This window comes from Neobacillus sp. YIM B06451 (genome assembly GCF_032667185.1).
Taxonomy (GTDB): domain Bacteria; phylum Bacillota; class Bacilli; order Bacillales; family Cytobacillaceae; genus Bacillus_D.
The window spans coordinates 36,078-54,509 of the sequence record NZ_JAVFKJ010000011.1; the positions used below are offsets into that span (position 1 = coordinate 36,078).

General features: G+C 48.6%; 20 protein-coding genes. 15 read left to right on the top strand and 5 right to left on the bottom strand.

Translation table 11 applies throughout. The annotated features are described in order from the left end of the window. Positions 1-78: 78 nt before the first annotated feature. The 8 genes from sufB (at position 79) to RB160_RS16575 (ending at position 8,052) form a co-directional block, all read left to right on the top strand. A complete protein-coding gene (sufB, locus tag RB160_RS16540) occupies positions 79-1,476 on the top strand; it encodes a Fe-S cluster assembly protein SufB (RefSeq protein WP_316571536.1) in 1,398 nt (465 codons plus the stop codon). Between the two features lie 269 nt (positions 1,477-1,745). Further along, entirely contained in the window at positions 1,746-2,240 is a 495-nt protein-coding gene (locus RB160_RS16545; protein ID WP_316571537.1) for a hypothetical protein, read from the top strand. Positions 2,241-2,259: 19 nt separating this feature from the next. Next, positions 2,260-3,105, top strand: coding sequence for a DUF72 domain-containing protein (locus RB160_RS16550; protein WP_316571538.1), 846 nt, complete (start codon positions 2,260-2,262; stop codon positions 3,103-3,105). A 118-nt stretch (positions 3,106-3,223) separates the two neighbouring features. Next, positions 3,224-4,045 (top strand): sulfite exporter TauE/SafE family protein, encoded by an 822-nt coding sequence (locus RB160_RS16555; RefSeq protein ID WP_316571539.1) that lies wholly within the window; start codon positions 3,224-3,226, stop codon positions 4,043-4,045. Positions 4,046-4,150: 105 nt separating this feature from the next. Continuing rightward, entirely contained in the window at positions 4,151-5,500 is a 1,350-nt protein-coding gene (locus RB160_RS16560; RefSeq protein ID WP_316571540.1) for a bifunctional metallophosphatase/5'-nucleotidase, read from the top strand. Positions 5,501-5,644: 144 nt separating this feature from the next. After that, the gene (locus tag RB160_RS16565; RefSeq protein WP_316571541.1) at positions 5,645-5,947 is read left to right on the top strand and encodes a YunC family protein; all 303 of its coding nucleotides are present in this window, start codon (positions 5,645-5,647) and stop codon (positions 5,945-5,947) included. Between the two features lie 487 nt (positions 5,948-6,434). Further along, on the top strand, positions 6,435-7,940 hold the full coding sequence (locus RB160_RS16570; RefSeq protein WP_316571542.1) for a sodium-dependent transporter: 1,506 nt from the start codon (positions 6,435-6,437) through the stop codon (positions 7,938-7,940). A 4-nt stretch (positions 7,941-7,944) separates the two neighbouring features. Next, a complete protein-coding gene (locus RB160_RS16575; RefSeq protein ID WP_316571543.1) occupies positions 7,945-8,052 on the top strand; it encodes a methionine/alanine import family NSS transporter small subunit in 108 nt (35 codons plus the stop codon). A gap of 439 nt (positions 8,053-8,491) precedes the next feature. On the opposite strand, the gene RB160_RS16580 is transcribed toward RB160_RS16575, so the two are convergent. Continuing rightward, positions 8,492-9,478 carry a M23 family metallopeptidase gene (locus RB160_RS16580; protein ID WP_396954735.1) on the bottom strand — a complete coding sequence of 329 codons (987 nt, stop codon included), beginning with the start codon at positions 9,476-9,478 and terminating at the stop codon, positions 8,492-8,494. 170 nt (positions 9,479-9,648) lie between these two features. Between RB160_RS16580 and lipA the strand changes: the two genes are divergently transcribed. Beyond that, positions 9,649-10,575 (top strand): lipoyl synthase, encoded by a 927-nt coding sequence (gene lipA, locus RB160_RS16585; RefSeq protein WP_316571544.1) that lies wholly within the window; start codon positions 9,649-9,651, stop codon positions 10,573-10,575. Positions 10,576-10,723: 148 nt separating this feature from the next. On the opposite strand, the gene RB160_RS16590 is transcribed toward lipA, so the two are convergent. Beyond that, positions 10,724-11,365, bottom strand: coding sequence for a YhcN/YlaJ family sporulation lipoprotein (locus RB160_RS16590; RefSeq protein ID WP_316571545.1), 642 nt, complete (start codon positions 11,363-11,365; stop codon positions 10,724-10,726). Between the two features lie 113 nt (positions 11,366-11,478). Here RB160_RS16590 and RB160_RS16595 point away from each other — a divergent pair, with 113 nt between their 5' ends. Next, positions 11,479-11,754 carry a YutD family protein gene (locus RB160_RS16595; RefSeq protein WP_115452050.1) on the top strand — a complete coding sequence of 92 codons (276 nt, stop codon included), beginning with the start codon at positions 11,479-11,481 and terminating at the stop codon, positions 11,752-11,754. 92 nt (positions 11,755-11,846) lie between these two features. Here RB160_RS16595 and RB160_RS16600 read toward each other — a convergent pair whose 3' ends face one another. Next, positions 11,847-12,113 (bottom strand): DUF3055 domain-containing protein, encoded by a 267-nt coding sequence (locus RB160_RS16600; protein ID WP_316571546.1) that lies wholly within the window; start codon positions 12,111-12,113, stop codon positions 11,847-11,849. A 408-nt stretch (positions 12,114-12,521) separates the two neighbouring features. Here RB160_RS16600 and RB160_RS16605 point away from each other — a divergent pair, with 408 nt between their 5' ends. The 3 genes from RB160_RS16605 to RB160_RS16615 all read left to right on the top strand — a co-directional run bounded on the left by RB160_RS16605 (position 12,522) and on the right by RB160_RS16615 (position 15,126). Next, positions 12,522-13,823: an EAL domain-containing protein gene (locus RB160_RS16605; RefSeq protein WP_316571547.1), complete on the top strand. Its 1,302-nt coding sequence runs from the start codon at positions 12,522-12,524 to the stop codon at positions 13,821-13,823. A 12-nt stretch (positions 13,824-13,835) separates the two neighbouring features. After that, positions 13,836-14,273, top strand: coding sequence for a DUF86 domain-containing protein (locus RB160_RS16610; RefSeq protein ID WP_316571548.1), 438 nt, complete (start codon positions 13,836-13,838; stop codon positions 14,271-14,273). Positions 14,274-14,361: 88 nt separating this feature from the next. Beyond that, positions 14,362-15,126, top strand: a complete 765-nt coding sequence (locus tag RB160_RS16615) for a TIGR01457 family HAD-type hydrolase (RefSeq protein ID WP_316571549.1) — start codon at positions 14,362-14,364, stop codon at positions 15,124-15,126. Between the two features lie 64 nt (positions 15,127-15,190). Here the strand turns inward: RB160_RS16615 and RB160_RS16620 are convergent, their stop codons facing one another. Further along, positions 15,191-15,691 (bottom strand): phosphatidylglycerophosphatase A family protein, encoded by a 501-nt coding sequence (locus RB160_RS16620; protein ID WP_316571550.1) that lies wholly within the window; start codon positions 15,689-15,691, stop codon positions 15,191-15,193. A 212-nt stretch (positions 15,692-15,903) separates the two neighbouring features. On the opposite strand from RB160_RS16620, the gene yutH reads away from it, so the two are divergent. Together yutH and RB160_RS16630 are read left to right on the top strand one after the other, a co-directional pair. Continuing rightward, positions 15,904-16,911 (top strand): spore coat putative kinase YutH, encoded by a 1,008-nt coding sequence (gene yutH, locus RB160_RS16625; protein WP_316571551.1) that lies wholly within the window; start codon positions 15,904-15,906, stop codon positions 16,909-16,911. A gap of 181 nt (positions 16,912-17,092) precedes the next feature. Beyond that, the gene (locus RB160_RS16630; RefSeq protein WP_316571552.1) at positions 17,093-18,070 is read left to right on the top strand and encodes a 2-hydroxyacid dehydrogenase; all 978 of its coding nucleotides are present in this window, start codon (positions 17,093-17,095) and stop codon (positions 18,068-18,070) included. 56 nt (positions 18,071-18,126) lie between these two features. Here the strand turns inward: RB160_RS16630 and RB160_RS16635 are convergent, their stop codons facing one another. Then, a complete protein-coding gene (locus tag RB160_RS16635; RefSeq protein ID WP_059173595.1) occupies positions 18,127-18,363 on the bottom strand; it encodes a NifU family protein in 237 nt (78 codons plus the stop codon). Positions 18,364-18,432 lie beyond the last annotated feature (69 nt).

Consider the following 18,432-nt stretch of genomic DNA (forward strand, 5'->3'; position numbering starts at 1 on the left):
CCTCCGGTACTGTGCGTTGGCGCAAAGCACCTTTTCAAAAAAAGGACTTTAAAAACCTAAGAATGGAGGAAAACGGTGATGGCTAAAAAAGCGCCAGAAATCGGTGATTATAAATATGGCTTTGCCGACAGGGACGTTTCCATCTTCCGGTCGAAGCGCGGGCTGACGCGCGAGATCGTTGAGGAAATTTCGAAAATGAAGGAAGAACCCCAGTGGATGCTCGATTTCCGCCTGAAATCGCTTGAGCATTTCTACAAGATGCCGATGCCTCAGTGGGGCGGGGACCTGAATTCGTTGAACTTCGACGAAATCACGTATTATGTAAAGCCTTCCGAAAAAACTGAACGCTCTTGGGATGAGGTGCCTGAGGAAATCAAGGCGACCTTCGATAAGCTCGGCATCCCGGAAGCTGAACAGAAGTACTTGGCAGGGGTTTCCGCTCAGTACGAATCGGAAGTTGTTTACCACAATATGCAGGAAGACCTTGAAAAGCTTGGAATCGTCTTTAAGGATACAGACTCCGCGCTTAAGGAAAACGAAGAGATTTTCCGCAAGCACTGGGCAACGGTTATCCCTCCGACCGACAACAAGTTCGCTGCCTTGAACTCGGCGGTTTGGTCCGGCGGCTCGTTTATCTATGTACCGCCAGGCGTGAAGGTCGACACTCCGCTTCAGGCGTACTTCCGCATCAACTCCGAAAACATGGGGCAGTTCGAACGGACACTGATTATTGTGGATGAAGGGGCCCATGTACACTATGTTGAAGGCTGTACGGCGCCTGTCTACACAACGAATTCGCTGCATAGTGCGGTCGTTGAAATCATTATCAAGAAAAATGCTTACTGCCGTTATACAACGATCCAAAACTGGGCGAACAACGTTTACAACCTTGTAACGAAGCGCGCGGTTTGCGACGAGAACGCGACGATGGAATGGATTGACGGTAACATCGGCTCGAAGCTGACAATGAAGTATCCGGCAGTCATCCTGCGCGGCGAGGGTGCTCGCGGTTTGACGCTGTCGATCGCATTGGCAGGGAAGGGCCAGCACCAGGACGCGGGCGCGAAAATGCTCCACCTGGCGCCAAACACATCTTCAACAATCGTGTCAAAGTCGATTTCGAAGCACGGCGGAAAGGTAACGTACCGCGGTATCGTCCACTTCGGACGTAAAGCGGACGGTGCCCGTTCCAACATCGAGTGCGACACGCTGATCATGGACAACAAATCAACTTCGGATACGATTCCGTACAACGAAATCCTGAACGACAACATTTCGCTCGAGCACGAAGCGAAGGTTTCCAAGGTTTCCGAAGAGCAGCTCTTCTATCTGATGAGCCGCGGGGTCTCCGAACAAGAAGCAACTGAAATGATCGTTATGGGCTTCATCGAGCCATTCACGAAAGAACTTCCAATGGAATACGCCGTTGAAATGAACCGCCTCATCAAGTTCGAGATGGAAGGCTCCATTGGTTAATAATTTTGTTTTAAAACCGTCTGTCCTTTGGGCAGGCGGTTTTTGATTGTGACGAAGGATTCTCCGGGCAAGAAACTATTCGAGACAAACGCTGTGCGGGTGGTCCAAATACAGGTGGATTCAGACAAAGAAATGTAAAATCTTGAAAAGGTGTCGCACAAATCCGTTTGAGCGACAAGGAATTGCCCGAAAGAAGAAAAGATGTCCCACAAATCGGCTTGAGCGATAAAGATTTGTCCGAAAGAAGAAAAGCTGTCGCACAAATCTGTTTGAGCGACAAAGATTTGCCCAAAAAGCAAAAAGGTGTCCCTCAAATCGGCGTCAGCGACAAAGATTTGTCAGAAAGAAGAAAAGCTGTCGCACAAATCCGTTTGAGCGACAAAGATTTCCCCGAAAGAAGAAAAGCTGTCGTACAAATCCGTTTGAGCGACAAAGATTTGTCAGAAAGAAGAAAAGCTGTCGCACAAATCAGTTTGAACGACAAAGATTCTCCCAAAAGCCTAAAAGGTGTCGCACAAATCCGTTTGAACGACAAAGATTCTCCCAAAAGCCGAAAAGGTGTCGCACAAATCTATTTGAACGACAAAGATTTTCCCAAAAGCCGAAAAGGTGTCTCACAAATATCAAACCCCGACAAAGCTTGTCAGAACCCCACCCCGCTTTTACCCGCCCCAACCCCAACCCATACAAAGATCAGTGTTTACTTTCCTCCACCCCGGGAAAAAGACGTGAAAAAGGTGGTTTTTAGGTCTATTGTGCTATGATGGGTACTGGAGGGATTGTATGATTTATATTGGAGTGACAGGGTGGGGGGACCATGATAGCCTGTATCGGCCGGGGATGCCTGCCCGCGAGAAGCTAAGTGAATATGCGGGCCATTTTCCGGTTGTTGAGGTCGATGCCGCGTTTTATGCCATTCAGCCTATAAAGAACTCAACGAGATGGGTTGAGCAGGTGCCCGCCAACTTCCAGTTCATCGTCAAAGCCTATCAGGGAATGACCGGCCACCAGCGAGGCGACAACCCTTTTGAAACGGAAACGGACATGTTCGCCGCGTTCAAAGAATCGCTCATGCCCTATTTGGATCATGGCAAGCTTGCCATGGCCCTGTTCCAATTCCCACCATGGTTTGATTGCAAAAAGGAGAACGTGGACTATTTGCGTTTCTGTAAAGCAGAGATGGGTGACATTCCGTGCGCAGTTGAATTCAGGCACCAATCCTGGTACTCACCGGCGTTCCGCGAGCAAACGCTAACCTTCCTCAGGAATGAAAAATGGATCCACTCCGTGTGCGATGAGCCGCAGGCAGGCTCAGGATCAATCCCGATTGTCCTGGAAGCTACCAACCCCGACAAGACACTCGTCCGGTTCCACGGCAGGAACGTGCACGGCTGGCAAAAGAAAAACGCGAAAAACTGGCGCGAGGTGCGCTATTTATATAAATACAACCAGGAGGAGCTGGCCGAATGGGCAAACTACTTGAAACAGCTCCAGCAACAGAGCAAAGACCTTTACGTTCTGTTCAACAACAATTCGGGCGGGGACGCCGCAGGAAACGCAAAGGAAATGATTGAAATCCTAGGCATTGAATACGACATCCTCGCACCACGGCAGCTGGACCTTTTTTAAAAACCCTGGCTTTTTTTAAAAATGGCCTATGCCAGCCATTACAATAACATATATAGAATCAGCAAACACCACGCAAACAGTAGGCAGGTGCGCGCAACAGTAGGGGATTGACGTACAAATGGAATGGATATTCATTATATTGCTTGGGGTAGCGGCAAGCGCGCTTGGGTCACTCATCGGCCTCGGTGGTGGAATTATCATTGTTCCGGCGCTTCTCTACCTCGGCACGCTCGGCATCTTTCCGGATATCACGCCGCAGCAAATCGTAGGAACATCGCTTTTTACAATGATTTTTACCGGCGCGTCCTCGACCGTCGGCTATATTAAACATAAAACTGTTGACTATAAAAGCGCCCTTATTTTTCTAATCGGAAGCGCTCCGGGAGGTATTTTTGGCGCCTGGATGGTCAAAAACCTTGATGTGCATACCTTTAACCTTTACTTTGGCATGTTCATCCTATTTGTATCCGCCGTCATGGCCCTCCGGAACCGGATTAAGCCGCTTCCGTACAAAAAGGATTCAGGTTATGCGATGGCGTATACGGACAATAGCGGGAAAATCCACGAGTACGGATTCAATCCGTTGCTTGGCATTGTGATTTCCCTCGGGATTGGCTTCATCTCGGGAATATTCGGCGTCGGCGGCGGATCGCTTATGGTTCCGGCAATGATCCTTCTCTTTTTCTTCCCGCCGCATGTGGCCGTCGCGACATCGATGTTCATGATCTTTTTGTCCTCGATCATCAGCTCGACTGCCCATATCGCACTCGGAAACATTAATTGGCTTTATGCCGCCGCACTTGTCCCCGGTGCCTGGATTGGCGCTCAAATCGGCGTTTTCCTGAACAGGAAGCTGCAGAGCAAAACGATAGTCCTGATACTGCGCCTCATTCTAGTCATTATCGGTTTACGCCTTGTCTATGAAGGTGTCATTGGGTAAAAGAACCGGACGAAATCCAGCAAGACCTATAAAGATAAACAAAACACCGAACACTGCAGATTAAGAATCTTTGTACCTTCTTCTAAAGCAAAGGAAGCGACACAAATGGAAAAGATACATATTTATCACACAAACGATTTACACAGCCATTTCGAGCATTGGCCGAAAATCAGCCGCCTTATCCGGGACCGTGCCAAAGAGCACCGGAAAGCAGGGGAAGAGGTCTTCGTTTTTGACATTGGAGACCACGTCGACCGCTGGCATCCATACACCGAGGGGACGATGGGGACAGGAAATGCGGGGCTTTTGGAAGAAGCGGGCTATACCGCTGTCACAATAGGCAACAACGAGGGGATAACCCTTCCGTATGAAGGGCTTGACACCCTTTTTCGGAAAAAAAGCTTTGACGTCCTTGTCGCAAATTTTTACAACAAAAATGGACTTCGCCCTGAATGGGCCAAGCCTTTTAACATCTATACAACAGCGGCAGGCACGAAAGTTGGCGTCCTTGGCCTGACTGCCTACTTCGCGCTTTTTTACAAGCTGCTGGGCTGGCGTTTGACCGATCCGATCGAGGAACTCAGGCGCCAGCTTCCCGACTTGAAGGAGCAGGCCGATGTCATCATCCTTCTTTCGCACCTAGGCATCTATGAAGATGAACGGATTGCCGAAGAATTTCCCGAAATCGATGTAATCCTCGGCGGGCATACCCATCACGTCCTTCATGAAGGGAAGCTTGTGAACGGCGTCCTGCTCGCTGCCGCTGGCAAATACGGACATTTTGCCGGCCACGTCACATTGGAGATTGAAAACGACAGAGTCAGCAGCAAATCAGCCCTGCTTTACCCAATTGAAAGCGTTCCCCGCGAGAGGTGGGAACTCGATGAAACCGAAGCGTTATTTGAAATGGGCAGGAGCCTCCTTGAAAAAAAAGTTGCCGAGGTGGAGCTGCTGACCGCCGATTTTTTCATCGACTCGGATTTGCCCCAGCTTTTATGCGAAGCGTTAAGGGAATGGTGCGATGCCGACTGCGCCTTTTTAAACGCCGGCCTGGTCCTTGGCCCGCTTGAAGGAGCTGTGTCAAAGTTCGACCTGCTGTCCGTTTGCCCGCACCCGATCAACCCTTGCACAGTGACGCTCGAAGGGGACGAGCTGAAGGAAATCCTCCGCATGACTTTGGACGAAAGCCTGCCTCACATCGAGGTAAAGGGATTGGGGTTCCGCGGGACGGTTATGGGGAAATTTGTTTACGACCGGATTCAAATCCTCGAGAAGGAAAAGGACTTCCTCATTAACGGAAAGCCGATTGACCCAGAGGGGAAGTATATCGTCGCCATTCCTGACATGTTCACATTTGGCCGCTTCTTCCCGCAAATCGTCCGATCCGAAAACAAATACTACTACATGCCGGAATTCCTGCGTGACGTCCTCGAGTGGAAACTAAACCGGATGTAAGAAACAAGCGCCTTTTGCCCATGCAATTGGCGCTTTCGAATTTGCAGTATCCAACGCCGAAAGATAGTTTACGATGGCGGGACAAGTTCACTCCCCCTTCGCCCGTGCATACAGTAATAGGGACAGGGGGAAAGGAGTGGACACATGATTGACGTAACACCATTAGAAGTAGGCGGGAACACGTTCCTCGGAATCACAGTGAAACTCCCAAGGACGACCCTCCTCGTTATCACAGGCGGCTCCGGCTACATTATGTGCGGCGCGCTAGACATTGGCCTGTTAAACCGGAAACTGAAGGATAGAAAAATCATTGCTGGACGGGCGGTAGGCGTAAGGACAATTGACGAACTCCTCGACGCCCCGCTTGAATCCGTCACTCACGAGGCGGCAACGCGCGGCATCCACGCCGGCATGACAGGCCGGGACGCCCTATTACGAATGATTTGAATACACAAGGCATCCACCCGCCCACGGTTGAATGCTTTTTTTTTTTGGAAAAATTGGCCCATGAACTCCGGTTCGGCTGCGGGGCAATCCGTTCCCGGTCACCCGGATTTCGCCAAAAACCTTCTGAAAAAGAGCAGCATTTCTATTATCTAGAGTGAAAAAACACTTTCCAATAAACATTTTTCGGTATCAGTTGGAATTTTTAACAATATCATTATTTAAAGCCAATTTTTATAAACAAAAAGATTCATGAATTTTTCCCTAGAAAAAATCCTTATTTTTACTTTTAAACTAAAAGCTTTCCTCATTATAATAATATTTCGGTAAAATTTATTCTGTATGTGAACTATAAACCAAAATATTCTAAAATAATATTTTTTTAGTTGACAAGCCACCCTGGAATCCATATACTAACGTTATGATTTTAAAAGTCAGAAAAATAGCAATTTTGGGTTTATTCATCTAAGAATCTTGGAGGTATTTGTTTATGGAAAATAGACCGCAATGGGGAACACGCGCAGGATTCGTCCTTGCTGCCATCGGTTCCGCAGTAGGATTAGGGAACATCTGGAGATTCCCGGCCGTAGCGTATGAAAATGGAGGAGGGGCGTTCTTTCTCCCGTACTTGTTCGCACTTTTGACAGCAGGGATTCCGTTGCTCATTCTTGAATTTACGCTTGGCCAGAAATATAGGGGTTCCTCACCGCTGACATTCGCGCGGCTGAATAAAAAATTTGAATGGCTTGGCTGGTGGCAGGTGGCAATTTCGTTTGTCATTTCCACTTATTATCCGATTATCATCGCATGGGCGCTCTCCTACGCATGGTTCTCTATGAACCTCTCTTGGGGAAAAGACCCGGGCGCATTCCTTTTTGGCGACTACCTGAAGGTGGCACCAAACCCAGGGGAATTCATCGGCCTTGTCCCTGGCGTTTTCATTCCATTGCTCCTCGTTTGGGGAATTACGCTTGGAATCATGTTTAAAGGTGTTAAAAAGGGGATTGAAGCAGCAAACAAATTCATGCTTCCAACTCTGGTCATCCTATTTCTAATCATTGTTGTCCGTGCTGTTTCCCTTGATGGTGCTGTGGAAGGACTAAATGCTTTCTTCAAACCGAATTGGGAGGATATTGCGAACCCTAAGGTATGGGTGGCCGCATACGGACAAATTTTCTTTAGCTTGTCGATAGGTTTTGCCATTATGGTTACGTACTCAAGCTATCTTCCGAAGAAGACCGACCTGACGAACAATGCATTCATTACTGGCTTTGCAAACTCCGGATTTGAATTGCTTGCTGGTATCGGCGTATTCGCGGCGCTTGGCTTCATGGCTCAGCAGCAGGGCGTACCAATTAACGAAGTCGTTAAATCGGGAATCGGCCTGGCCTTTGTCGTTTTCCCGCAAATCATTAACGAGTTCCCGGCGTTCAACCAGTTTTTCGGATTTCTGTTCTTCGCCTGCCTGTTCCTGGCGGGATTAACATCACTTATTTCAATCGTTGAAACGTTCGTCGCCGGAGTCCAGGACAAATTCAACGTCTCAAGGACAAAATCAGTCATGATTGGCGGGGGACTTTCCGCTTTGGTTTCCTTCCTTTATGCAACACGTGGCGGCCTGTACCTGCTTGATGCGGTCGACAACTTCATCAACCACTTTGGTATCGTAATTGCCGGCCTTGTCGAGGTCGTCCTTGTTGCCTGGGTTGCCAAGAAGCTTACAAACCTGCAGGATCACGCAAACGCCATTTCGGATATAAGAATCGGGAACTGGTGGAAGATTTCCCTTTCCATCATCACCCCACTCGTCCTTGGTTATATGGCGGTGCAAAACTTTATTACAAATATAAAAGAAAATTACGAAGGCTATCCAACATCCTTCCTTCTTTACGCTGGCTGGGGCGTTGCCATCGCAGCCGTTGTAGTAGGATTCGTATTCATGTCCCTGCGCTGGGGCAAGAACAGCCTGAATATGCCTGATGAAAGGGAGGTTTAATACTATGGATGGAGATGCAATCGCGATGATGATCGTCGGTATGGTCATCATTTGGGGAGGACTCGTCGCAAGCATCGCGAACGCCGCTATTAAATCAAAAAAAGCAAACTAAAATAAGTGAAGCCATTCCGGACTGCCCGGAATGGCTTTTTTTGAATGTGGATTCGTGACAACGAAGAGCAAAAATCCAGTTTAGTTGTCACGCATGTACTCGATTCGTGACAACCAAGGGCTAAAACCCGATTAAGTCCGTATAATTGTGTAAAAGAAAAGGGTCATAAATCGTGAACCGCGATAAAATGTTTTTCGACCAAGAAAACCATTCACGGAGGACACGATTATAACCCATATTAATATTACTATAAACTTGGAAGATACTCAAACCCGAATGAGTGACATTGTCCGGACAGCCAAAATCGAAAAATGAAGCCACCCAAATCCAAATGAGTGACTTCAATCGTGAAAACTCCAAAAAGGATGTCACTACAGACCAAAAGAGACAACCCAACCCCAAAAACCAGCACCAAAAGAAAAAACAAGAAAGCCGCCCGTTACCTTCGTTTGGCCTTCTTGTCCAGGCGTGCCCACTTACGTAGATGCGGGTAAGGATTAAATGCCCATTCCGTATATCCATTGTCCTTGTACATCCCGTAGTGCAGGTGTGGAGGGAATTTTCCCGATGTTCCAGGCGGCCCGTATCCTGAGCTACCAACTCCGCCAATCAACTTGCCAGGTTCCACAACGTCTCCAACCTTAATATCTTTGGCAAACCCGCTCATATGCGCGTAATAATGATAATTATTATTCAAATCCCTAATTCCGATCCGCCAGCCGCCAAACCGGTTCCAGCCCTTCATCTCAACAATTCCATAGCTTGTCGCCCGAACCGGAACGCCATAGCCGGCAAAGATGTCCGTTCCTTCATGCATACGGCGGCCACCCCAGCCACGCGCATCACCCCATGTGTTTTTATAATCATGGCTGCTTCTGGAGGCGACGGGGAATACGTTTCCTTCAAGGTCAATCCGGCCAAACTGGTTGAACACTTTCGCAAAGCCCATAATTATGCCGACAGCTTTGTCACGGTGGTAATACTCCCAGAGTGCAATCCGGAAATTTTCGTTATCGGAACCGTACTTAAGAACATGGTTGGCAAATGCTTGAAGAACGTCCTCATCCTCAAAGCGGCTCGCTTTTTTGTTCCCGTTGCCGTCAATTCCGGCCCCGCCGAAAAATGCGATCGAAACTGGATGTTTGTCCTCGTGGTTCGGGTTCGCCGCTCCAGCCCAAGTTTCCGGGGTAAAATAAATCGAAATCGCCCCCTCCGGATCCGGCAAATCCTTGCGGGAAAGTCGGACATTTCGCTCATATCGGTCAACTGCAGCGATATAATACCATGGAATTCCGGTGGCCGCTTCTGTTTTTTTATAAAGCTGCAGCCTTATTTTATCCAAATCCAGCTCCGCCGCGCTAACACCTTCAATACTCGCAATGGCCAGCAGCAGCGAAAGAGCCAGCGATGATAACAATATCCTCAAAAATAGTCCCCTCCTTTCAGCCCGGCTTTTTCTGTATTTTGCCTCATTAAATTCCCCTTCATAAGGTACAATAATTGCCAATGAAAAGCCTTAATCTTGAAGGGCTTTCTTGAGTATGTTACAGTTCAAAAGAGAATAGCATTCTGTACATAATCATTGGAGTGGATGACATGACAACAGGAAACAAGCCTCTGAGAAAGCCTGATTGGCTGAAAATAAAACTGAACACAAATGAAAACTACACAGGGCTTAAGAAAATGATGCGCAGCAAAAACCTCCATACAGTGTGCGAGGAAGCGCGCTGCCCGAATATCCATGAGTGCTGGGCGGTCAGGCGGACAGCTACGTTCATGATTCTTGGGGACACCTGTACCCGCGCCTGCCGTTTTTGCGCCGTCAAAACAGGCCTGCCAACCGAGCTTGACCTGCAGGAACCGGAGCGCGTAGCCGACTCTGTATTCCAGATGAATTTGAAGCATGCCGTTATCACAGCTGTCGCCCGCGATGACCTTCGTGACGGAGGAGCCGCCGTTTTCGCGGAAACAGTCCGCGCAATCCGCCGCAAAAATCCGTTCACAACCATCGAGGTGCTCCCATCCGATATGGGCGGCGTTGAAGAAAACCTCCGTACGCTAATGGATGCCCGCCCGGATATTTTAAATCACAACATCGAAACAGTCAGGAGGCTCACACCGAGAGTCCGTGCACGAGCTACATACGACCGTTCTCTCGAATTTTTGCGCAGGGCAAACGAAATGCAGCCTGACATCCCGACAAAATCAAGCCTCATGATTGGTTTAGGCGAAACATGGGAAGAAATCCTAGAGGTGATGGACGACCTTCGCGCCAACAACGTCGACATTATGACAATCGGCCAATACTTGCAGCCAACGAAAAAGCACCTTAAAGTCGAAAAATATTACACGCCAGACGAGTTCAATGAGCTGAAGGGAATCGCCCTTTCCAAAGGATTCAGCCATTGCGAGGCAGGCCCGCTTGTCCGATCTTCATACCATGCCGACGAGCAAGTAAACGCTGCTGCCAAAGCACGGGCCGCGATGGCGGAAGCGGCTGGCAACGAAGCCATTGAGGCGTAACTCCCGCTTAGTCCACAAACCTATAGAACAAACCAAACAAGGCATCCGTCCCGGCGGATGCCTTTATCAATTCCATTGAACCCCGTTGGTATATGTCCGCCAGAATTCACAGATTCTCTGCAATCCACCAGCAGCCCATCAAGCCCAATCACCGTTTCATACCGCCATTCATCCCGCGCTTCAAATCATCAGAAGTCTCGCCATTTTCATTTTCCGAAGCATTAATCCTTGCACCCTGTGGCGATTTTTTCATCTCCTTAATCACCGCCGCGATGGCCTCATTCGCATCCTCGTCCTGCGTTGTCAAGCTTGTAAGGGTTTCCACATCACGCATCAGGTTTTTATTATCCGAAACATACACATGGAAAAATCGCGGGACCCGTGACATTGCCGTTCTCTTCACCTGGTCCGCCGTCAGTTCCCGGTTAGTTGTATCCGTATCGTAAGCGATAAGCACCTCTTCATCCGTGACAAGAACTGCTGCATCATTCACATTCGGCAGTGTTGTACTTACCCGGCTGATGTCCTTCGCGATTTGTTCCCTATCAAGGACGGCCATCTCTTTCGCATTTGACCGGTCTCCCATAATAGGGCTCTTCTGGTGCCGATAATAACCAAACCTCTGTGACACGTCTGGCCGCTTCTTATTTGCCTGGTCCCCATAGACCTCTGACCGGCGGTTATCCGGATGCAAATGGCTCACGCCGCCATAATTGTCCCCCTTCGGATTATCCTGGCACCCCGTAAGCAGCAGCCCGCACAGACCCGCAGCCAAAAGCTCCTTCCTCATTCGCAACACCTCCTACCACAAGTATTGCCATGCGTAAGTTATTTTCTGTTAGTAATTAGTTGGGAATCGGTTATAATGGAGAAAGAGATTTGCCTGCAAATGAGGTGATAGGAATGATCATTGTCAACAACACCGCTTACGAGGTCATAGAAGATTACAGGAACGGTTTCAATGAAGATGCCTTCAAGGACAGATACAGCGAAATCCTAGCAAGGTATGATTATATAGTCGGCGACTGGGGGTACGGCCAACTCCGCCTCCGCGGCTTCTTCGACGACCAGAACCAGAAAGCCACCTTCGACACGAAAATCAGCACCCTGACCGAATACCTTTACGAATTCTGCAACTTCGGTTGCGCCTATTTCGTCGTTAAGAAAATCAAGAAATGATCTTTTTTTGGAAAAAAGGGGCAGCCATAACCCGGCTGCCCCTTGCCAATGCCATCAATTAGCGGCCAAATCAAGGAGCCGCACACACCACGTTACACAATCTCTGCCAAAAACGAACGAAGCTCCTCCGCATCCTCCGCCGAAAGCTGGAAGGCGTACTCAAGATACCCTTCCTCCTTCAGGTCATCCTGGCCGATAATCGCAAATCTGCTCCCCTGCATATCGAGGACAAGGGTTTTGCCGTAATGCCGGCCAGTCTGGATGAGGGCTAAATCGAACCTATTGTTTTCACCAACGAAGCTCACGAACCGTGTTTTCGAAGCTTCCGTATCATCATATAAGAAAAAACGCTCTGCCATTTTTCCGCTCCTTTTAAAAAAATTGCTCTGTTAAACTTAGCTGTTGATTTCCGCTCCACAAAGGAAAGCTTCTGAGAATAAGCATCGCAGGGACAGGCGGTTTTTGCCTGTCACGAGGCACACGCTTTCCGCGGGGCGTCAGTGGAGCCTCCTCGGCGCTTGCGCCTGTGGGGTCTCCACCTTGCCGCTGCATCCCGCAGGAGTCGGTGCCTTCCGCTCCAATCAACGTAGTTAAAAATCAACAGTGTCCATTGACTGAGCAAAAAATATTTCCATATCCCATCATACCAAAATTCCCCTAAGAAATGCATGTCGACACCTTTTTTGGAAAATTGGATATAAAAACGACGAAAACTGCCAAATTGTGTTACAATACGGTTACAGGCACAACGGAGAGGAATGAAACGAATGGTCCGTCAGTATGTGACAAAGGCAACTCAATTCATGCAATGGGGCAAGATTGTTCTTCCCCTGTCATCCATAAAGTTTTTCCCTCCGCAATTCGTCCTCAGGAACCCGGTTGCCCAGGGAGTAAAAAATGCTTTCCGGGAAGGCTACGAGGCTGCCGTTATAGTATTTAACCTGAAAAATTTAAAGGAACTCGCCGATTTCCTTGGCCCAGCCGAATTTCCAAAATTCATGGGACGGTTCAGGGAAGTTTTTCGCGAGGCCGTTGAAACCGAAGTGGAAGAAGAAGACATCATTTCACTTCATGATTTTTATGGAGATGGGTTGTCGCTTTTCGTCCGTGTCGGGCATGACCGGAACGGGCTGTCCGTGATTGATTCAATCATGAGGAAAGTGGCGGGCACGGGACGAAGGGAGCTTCATAATGAGTTCCCAACAGCGCAAATGGTTCTTGAGACAGGCTATATGTTTGTTGAAAAGAAGCATTATTCAGTCCAGGAAGCCATCTTGAAAGCCCATCAGCAAGCAGTGGCAATGGCTGAAAAGCGAGTTGAATCCGAATTTAATGAAATGCTCTTCATTATGGGCAAAATCATTTCCCAAAAGGAAATTTTCCTGCTCGCCCAGCCGATTTTCGATGTGGCGACAAAGGAAGCTCGCGCATTGGAAATGCTGACTCGGGGCCCGGCAGGCACGATGCTTGAAAACCCATTAACGCTTTTCTCGGTCGCCAGGCAGACGGGGAAGCTATATGAATTGGAACTCGTTGTGCTAGAGAAAGCCCTTGAAGAAATTGGGCAGATTGAATGCACGCAGGATATCTTTATTAATTTCACGCCGCTGACGCTTGGAAATGAACGGTTTATCCGTGATGTGAAAAGGCTGATGCAAAAATACAAGAATATTTCCCCGAAGCGAATTACATTCGAAATCACGGAACGGGATTCAATGGAAGAGATGCGGGATTTCATCTACAACATTAAAGTCCTCCGCCTGATGGGATTCCGGATTGCGGTTGACGATACGGGCTCAGGCTATGCTAGCCTGAACACGATTAACGAAGTGATGCCCGACATCATCAAAATCGACCGCTCCGTCATTGAAAACATCGACAAAAATTCAGTGAAGGAATCGATGCTGAAGGGGCTTTTGCTTGTTGCCAAAGAGGCAGGCTCGCTTGTTGTCGCGGAAGGCATTGAAAATGAGGAAGAGGCTTCCGTCCTTTCCCGCAACAACGTCGACCTTGCCCAAGGTTATTTCTATGCGAGGCCAAGAATGCTGGCGAAAAAAATTGCAACATAGGGATGTGGATGTATGTACTTTGTCGACCGGGATCAGATGGAGGAAAAACTCCTCTACATAGAGCAGTTGGCCGGGCTGTTTAGGGCGCAAGGGAAATGGGAGTCCCCTCTTGAAAAAGCTGCGCTTGAAAGGATTGCCCATATGCTGGCTGAAGCGATTCTTGATGTTGGCAACGCTATGATTGATGGCTTCATCATGCGCGACCCAGGCAGCTATGAAGATATTATTGACATTCTCCTCGACGAAAAGGTAATCGATGAGCACGTATCCGCCAATCTGAAGGTACTCGTTTCCCAACGGAAACAGCTTGTCCAGTACTATACAGCCATCGACCATAAGCAGCTTGTTTCTGAAATTGCGGGAATCTTGGATGGAGTCAAGGACTTCCCAGGAATGGTAAGGGCATACCTCATCAACGAGCTCGGACCTGTATCGGCTTTTAAAAAATAACTAATCGACCTGGCCGCGTGCAAGCGGCCTTTTTTTATTATGGGTACGATAAAAACAGTAGAATGACATTTTGCCGGGAGTGATGATTGTGAAAAAATATAAAGGCTACATGATTGATCTCGATGGAACGATGTATAGAGGTACGGAACGGATTGAGGCTGCTTCCGGTTTTGTGAAGAGGCTTGAAAGCAAAGGGCTTCCGTACTTGTTCGTCACGAATAACTCGACTCGTACGCCCGCCCAAGTCGCCGAAAAGCTGCGCCGTTTTGACATACCCGCCACCGCAGAACACGTATTCACTTCAAGCTTGGCAACAGCTAGCTTTATCGCCGGGGAGAAGCAAGGAGCATCTGTGTTTATGATTGGGGAAGAGGGGCTTCGCCACGCCCTTCACGAAAAAGGGCTCGATGCGGGAGCGGAGCATGCCGACTATGTCGTCGTAGGGCTTGATACGGCTTTGACGTATGAAAAGCTCGCTGTAGCCTGCCTCGCTGTCCGCGGCGGTGCGCTTTTTCTGTCAACGAACAGCGATTTGGCCGTCCCGACCGAGCGGGGAATGCTGCCGGCAAACGGGGCAATTACGGCGGCGATTACCGCATCGACGGGGGTGCAGCCGACATTCATCGGGAAGCCCGAATCGATTATCATGGAGCAGGCTCTAAAAGTTCTTGGAACAAACAAGGAGGAAACGATTATGGTCGGCGACTATTATGATACCGATATTCTCGCCGGAATGAATGCAGGCCTTGACACCCTCCTTGTCCATACCGGCGTGACGAGCCGCGAATTATTGGCAAATTACGAAAAAAAGCCAACGTACTCAATTGACACCCTTGATGAATGGAATGTTTAAATGCAAACAGTCCAGCCGTCTTATGGCTGGACTGTTTTGAAATTTTTTTTGCAAATCGCTTTTTCTATTCCGCATTTTCTGCTCGGTGGGCGAGGCGGCTTGACGCGGCCGCGGCAACCGCTCCGACGATGTCATCCAGAAAGGTATGGACTTCTCCAGTCGATTTATCGTTCAAGCGCCTTAGGATCCCCGGCTTTTGTTTATCAATGTATCCATAATTCGTGAATCCAATCGAACCGTAAACATTCACGATCGAGAAAGCGAGGATTTCGTCTACGCCATATAGGCTTTCATCGGTTTTTATAATCGACTGGAGGGGCTCCTCCAGAAGGCCTTTTTCGGCAAGCATATCAAGCTGGATGCCGGTAATAATCGCATTTTGGACTTCCCTTTTTGAAAGAACTCGCTCGACGTTGTGGAGGCAGTCTTCAATTTTCAAGTCTTCATGGTACTTCTGCTGCAAGAAATAGACGAGGTCAGCGATATCCTGGACCTCGACCCCCCGCTCCTTCAGCCATCTGCGGGCGGTAGTTTCCGTTAAGTTTTCGTTCTTCTTCTCAGACATGTGGTAGTCACCTTTCCCCGTAATTTTCACTATATATATAACCCTATTTCTTTACATTATGCCTGACCTCCCCAAAAGGAACAAATTTGGGGATTCTTTCATATTGTTTGCAATTGCCGCCGGTTCATTCCGATTTTTAAAAAAACGGGCGCAACAAGTTTGCCGCGCTTTGGCATATACATAGTAGGGAATCCGGGAAGGCAGGTGGTTTCATGCTCGGGCAAATGCTTGAAAAAGTGTACGGGATTACTGCTGGAGAATATATGAGGATTGAATCGTACGATGCTTTCAGGGGGAATGGCTTTTACTATATTGTCGCCAACTCCCGGGGAAAAGACGAGGAAGAGGCGGCCGAACTGCAAAAAATAGCCGCCCATTTAACAGCATATGGAGATCGGAATGTTCCCGCAATCCTTCCGACGAAAAGCGGGAGCATCATTGGCGATTGGGAAGGGGGGAAGTATTGCCTGCTTGCTTTGGGTCCTCCGGCGCGCCAAGGGCAAATGCGGGTTGGGCGAAAGCTCGCAAAATTTCACGAGCGGGGCAGGATGGTTCCCTTTCAGGTCGAAAAAACGTCCAGAATCGGTCAATGGAAAAACATGTGGGAAACAAGGCTCGACCAAATGGAGCGGGTGTGGTCGGAACGGATTTTCCAGCCCGCAAATGATGAATTTGAACGGATGTTCATTGAATCGTTCCCGTATTTTGTGGGGCTTGCCGAAAATGCCATCCAATATCTTGTAGATACGGAGCTAGATGAGGATGCGGAAATGATTGATGGCGGAACAGTCTGCCATGAAAGGTTTTCGGAAGGATCCTGGGGCAGGCAATATATTTTAAAGAACCCAATGGATTGGGTTTTTGATCATCGCAGCCGCGATTTGGCGGAATGGGCGAGAGGAAGGTTTTTTCATAACAGCAGAACATGCGGCCCGGAAATCGCGCAGTTCTTCTCGGACTACAAAAGCATCGCGCCTCTGTCAAAATTTTCGTGGAGGCTACTGTATGCGAGGCTTTTGTTTCCTCTCCATTATCTTGAAACAATTGAAACGTATTACAGCTCCAACCGGGAGTCAATCCAGAAGGCGCTTGAGGACCGGCTAATCGCCATCTTGAAGCAGACATCTGACTACGAGCAATTTACCGCATCATTTTTTGCCACAGCCGGTTCGCCATTTACATCAGTGCTGCCAAAACCGGAGTGGCAGGCAAACCGCTAAGTACTATTAACCCGTCTTTTTGGGCGGCTGCATGGCCAAAATGGCTTCCTCCTGGCAGGCAAACCTCAACGTGCTTTAAACCCGTCATATTGTGATACTATAAAGGTAAGACGGGTTTTTTACAAAGAGGACAAGCATCGGTACTGAACGAGGCTTGCCCTTTTATCTGGAGGGATGAAAAATGAAGCCATACATATTTATTACACGTAAATTGCCTGATGAAGCAGTGGAGGGATTAATCGGGAGCTACGAAGTTTCCATGTGGGACAGCGAGGAAATGCCGGTTCCAAGGGAAAGGCTCCTGGAAGAGGCGGCCAAGGCGGACGCCCTATTAACGATGCTATCCGACCGAATTGACGAGGAGGTTTTAGACGCAGGCAAAAACCTCAAGGTTGTCGCCAATCTTGCAGTCGGTTTCGACAACATTGATGTCCCGGCCGCAACGAAAAGGGGGATCGCGGTCTGCAATACGCCCGATGTCCTGACGGATACGACAGCCGACCTGACTTTTGCACTCTTAATGGCAGCGGCCCGTAGAATTGTCGAAGCGGCTGATGTTATCAAAGATGACAAATGGAAAAGCTGGAGCCCGCTCCTTTTGGCAGGGCAGGATATTCACCACAAGACAATTGGGATTGTCGGTATGGGCAAAATCGGTGCCGCCGTGGCAAAGCGCGCAACGGGTTTTGACATGGCCATCCTTTACCATAACCGGTCACGGAATATGGAGGTCGAGGAAGCAATCGGCGCCCAATACGTATCCTTCGATGAACTTATAGCGGAATCCGATTTCGTCGTGTGCATGACGCCGCTAACAGAGCAAACAAGAGGGATGTTTACCCGGGATGTGTTCAGGAAAATGAAGAAAACCGCCATTTTTGTCAATGCCTCACGCGGTCCTGTCGTTGATGAAGAAGCGCTTTATGAAGCTCTCGCTGAAGGGGATATTGCTGGAGCTGGGCTGGATGTATTTGACAAAGAGCCGATCAGTGCCAGCCATCCGCTTTTGAAGCTTAAAAATGTGACGGCGATTCCACATATCGGAAGCTCGAGCATCGAAACGAGAATGACGATGATGAATCTCTGCGCGTACAATATTAGCCTTGTTTTGTCAGGCAAAGAACCGAAAACAATTGTGAATAAAGACTGGAAATCCTGATTCGGAGATAAAAAAAGCGATTGCCTGGTTGGGGCAATCGCTTTGCTATACATAATTTAGAATACTTGTTCAACTTCGACAACGCCAGGGACTTCTTCAAGAAGCGCGCGTTCAATCCCGGCTTTAAGTGTGATTGTCGAGCTCGGGCAGCTGCCGCACGCACCAAGCAAACGGAGTTTAACAATGCCATCCTCGACATCGACTAATTCACAATCGCCGCCATCGCGAAGGAGAAACGGGCGCAATTTATCTAGAACTTCTTGAACCTGTGCAATCATTTCCTGTTCTGTCATGAAAATCGACTCCTTTCATACTATCTATTATAATCTGATAGGGGTTAAAAATCCATTCTTCGGAACAGG